Consider the following 2,934-nt stretch of genomic DNA (forward strand, 5'->3'; position numbering starts at 1 on the left):
TGAGCCCTGGCCTCTGCCCCTACCTGCTGCCGGGTAGGCCTGAGCGGATCTCCTGGTGCAGCCGGCGGAAGGCGGCGCGCCGCGCGGCGCCGCCCTCGGGTCCGGCATGGAGCCCCCACAGCCCCTCCCAGTAGAAGTAGATGACCCCATGGCCCCGGCCGGTGGCCAGCAGCACCTTCTCCCGCAGGGTGGCCATGTCCGGGGTGCGACCGCCGAAGCCCGCCAGGATGCCGATCTCCACGGGCATGCCCCAGCCCTTGGCCTTGACCAGGGCCGGCTGGTCGAGGTCCTTGGCGAAGCCCTTCACGGAGTAGGCGTAGTTCTGCACGATCAGGTCGTCGACCAGCTCCCCCACCGACCAGAGCTCCCAGTCCTGCAGCCAGCGGTTGTAGGCGAAGCGGAAGGGGCCGGGCGAGAGGCTGATCACCCGCTCCCGCCGAGGGGTGCGCCCGCCCTTGGCCGGGGTGGCGTCGAAATCCCGCAGCCGCTGGCGCAGCTCCCGCAGCAGACTGGTGAGCTGCTGGCGGCGCCACTTCATCCAGTAGCGGTCGAGGTGATTGTCGGGGGGCTCCCGGCCGGTCTCGGTGCGGTAGAGCTGGCGGGTGTAGGGGTCATAGCCCAGCTCCACCGGCCAGGCGAAATGGTCATCGAGCTGGATGCCGTCCACGCCGCAGCGCTGCACCACTTCGAGAATCAGGCCGATGAAGCGCTCGCGCACGCCGGGGTGGGCCGGGTTGAGCCACACCATCGTCTGGCCGTGCATCGGGTAGGCGGTGCTGCCGTCGCGGCGCTGGAGCACCCATTCGGGTTTCTCGCTCACGATCGCGGCCTGGCCCGGTTCCATCAGGCCGTACTCGAACCAGGGGATCACCTCCATGCCGCGGCGCTGCGCCTGGCGGGTCATCCGGCAGATCGGATCGAGGTTGGGGTTGGCCTTGGCCAGCGCCGGCTCCATCGGGGCGTGGCGCGAGCGGTGGAAGGTGGTGCCGCGGCTCCAGACGTTGGGGTAGAGGGTGGTGAAGCCGCTGTCGGCCAGGTCGGCCACGGCCTGGTCGAGGCGTGCCGGGTCGTAGTAGAGGGGGCTGGGGCTGTTGGTCAGCCAGACACCGATGCGCGGCTGCACGGGTGGCTTCTGGCGGGCTGGCGCGGGGCTCGGCAGGCTGAAGGCCGCCGCCAGCAGCAGATTCAGGCCCACCGGCAGCAGGGCCTTGAGGCGGCTGAACCGCTTCAGGGGCGCAAGGCGCGGCAGGGGCGCCAGGCGGGGCTGGGGCGCCAGGGGAGGGGGCGCCAGCGGGGTCAGCGGAACATCGAGCTGACCGAGCTCTCCTCGTGGATGCGCCAAATGGCCTCTCCCAGCATGTTGGCTACCGATAGCACCCGCAGCTGGGGGAAGCGGCGCTCCTGCGCCAGGGGGATGCTGTTGGTCACCACCACCTCCTCGAACAGTCCAGGCTCGGAGAGCCGTTCCGTGGCGGGCGGGGAGAACACGGCGTGGGTTGCACAGCAGAGGACCCGGGCCGCCCCGTTGCGGCGCAGCAGCCGGGCTCCCTGGCAGATCGTTCCGCCGGTGTCGATCATGTCGTCGATCAGGATGGCCGTCTTGCCGGCCACATCGCCGATCACGGTGAGGCTTTCGGCCACGTTGTGGGCAGCGCGGCGCTTGTCGATGATGGCCAGGGGGGCATCGTTCATCTGCTTGGCGAAGGCCCGGGCCCGGGCCACCCCACCCACATCCGGGGACACCACCACCACCTCGCCCAGGTCGAGGGTCTGGAGATAGTCGACCAGCACGGGTGATCCGTAGATGTGGTCGCAGGGAATGTCGAAGTAGCCCTGGATCTGGGAGGAATGGAGGTCCATCGCCAGCACCCGGTCGACCCCGCTCTTGGTGAGGAGGTTGGCCACCAGCTTGGCGGTGATCGATTCACGCCCGGCCGTCTTGCGGTCGGCGCGGGCATAGCCGTAGTAGGGAATCACCGCCGTGACCTGGCGGGCGGAGGCCCGCCTGCAGGCGTCCACCATGATCAGCAGCTCCATCAGGTGATCGTTCACCGGCGCGCAGGTGGGCTGCATCAGAAAGACGTCACAGCCGCGGATCGATTCCTGGATCTGGATGTAGGTCTCGCCGTCGGCGAAGCGCTTGATCACCCGCGGGCCGTCGGGAACCCCCAGGTAGGCGCCGATCTCGCGGGCCAGCTCCTGGTTGGACGTCCCGCTGAACAGCCGCAGGCGGCGGGTGTCGTGGCCTGGATCGGTGTGGGCGCGCTCCTGTGCCAGCCGATCAGCGGTGAGAAAACTGGTCACGGCGGGCGCGGGCGCGTCGGCTGAACCCCGATGGTAGAAGCGAGCCTGCCTGCTGGAGTGCAAATAACCATGACGCTTTCTGGCGGGCGGTTGCCCCCCTTGCCCCCCGCCCTCGTGTTGCTGGGCGCCGGCAGGGCCCCGGAGGTCGCGGCCCTGACGGCCACGGCCGGCCCGGTGCTGGCCTCCGCCCTCGCTCTGAGCCTGGAGGCACCGCTGCCGCCCGCCGATCCCCACGGGGGGCTGGCGGCCCTGGCGGAACGCGCGTCCAGCTCCGGCAGCGGAGCCCTGGTGCCGTTGCCGCTCGACCCCGGTGAGCCCCTGGCTGATGGCAGCACCTGGGCGGAGGCCCTGGGGGCCTGGCGGCAGCCTGCGCTGCTGCTGATCACCGCCGAGCAGCAGGCGAGCGGCCTCGCGGCGGCCATGGTCGCCCTGGCGCGTCAGGAGGGCGTGCCCCTGGCCGGCCTGATCCAGTGGGGCCTGCCCTGGCGGCCCGAGCTGCGGCGGCGGCAGGGCCTGCCCTGGCTCGGGGTGGTGGAGGCCAGTCGCCGCGGCGAAGCTGACGGGGCCCTGGAGACTCCCGATCTGGCCCTCGCCCTCGCCCTGGCCTGTGCCCGCCTCGATCTGGCCCCG

2 protein-coding genes and 1 pseudogene are annotated in these 2,934 nt (G+C 71.2%); 1 reads left to right on the top strand and 2 read right to left on the bottom strand.

What is annotated here, in order from left to right:
* Window positions 1-19: 19 nt before the first annotated feature.
* Window positions 20-1,342 (bottom strand): glycoside hydrolase family 10-like protein, encoded by a 1,323-nt coding sequence (locus ACLD7X_RS16220; RefSeq protein ID WP_411424720.1) that lies wholly within the window; start codon window positions 1,340-1,342, stop codon window positions 20-22.
* On the bottom strand, window positions 1,297-2,277 hold the full coding sequence (locus ACLD7X_RS16225) for a ribose-phosphate pyrophosphokinase (protein WP_411424721.1): 981 nt from the start codon (window positions 2,275-2,277) through the stop codon (window positions 1,297-1,299). The genes ACLD7X_RS16220 and ACLD7X_RS16225 overlap by 46 nt, the downstream gene beginning before the upstream one ends.
* Window positions 2,278-2,403: 126 nt before the next feature.
* Between ACLD7X_RS16225 and ACLD7X_RS16230 the strand changes: the two are divergent.
* Window positions 2,404-2,934 (top strand): annotated as a pseudogene (locus tag ACLD7X_RS16230) (hypothetical protein); the annotation flags it as partial.

The sequence above is a fragment of the Aphanothece microscopica RSMan92 genome, from assembly GCF_046613545.2.
In the GTDB taxonomy this organism is placed as follows: Bacteria; Cyanobacteriota; Cyanobacteriia; order PCC-6307; family Cyanobiaceae; genus NIES-981.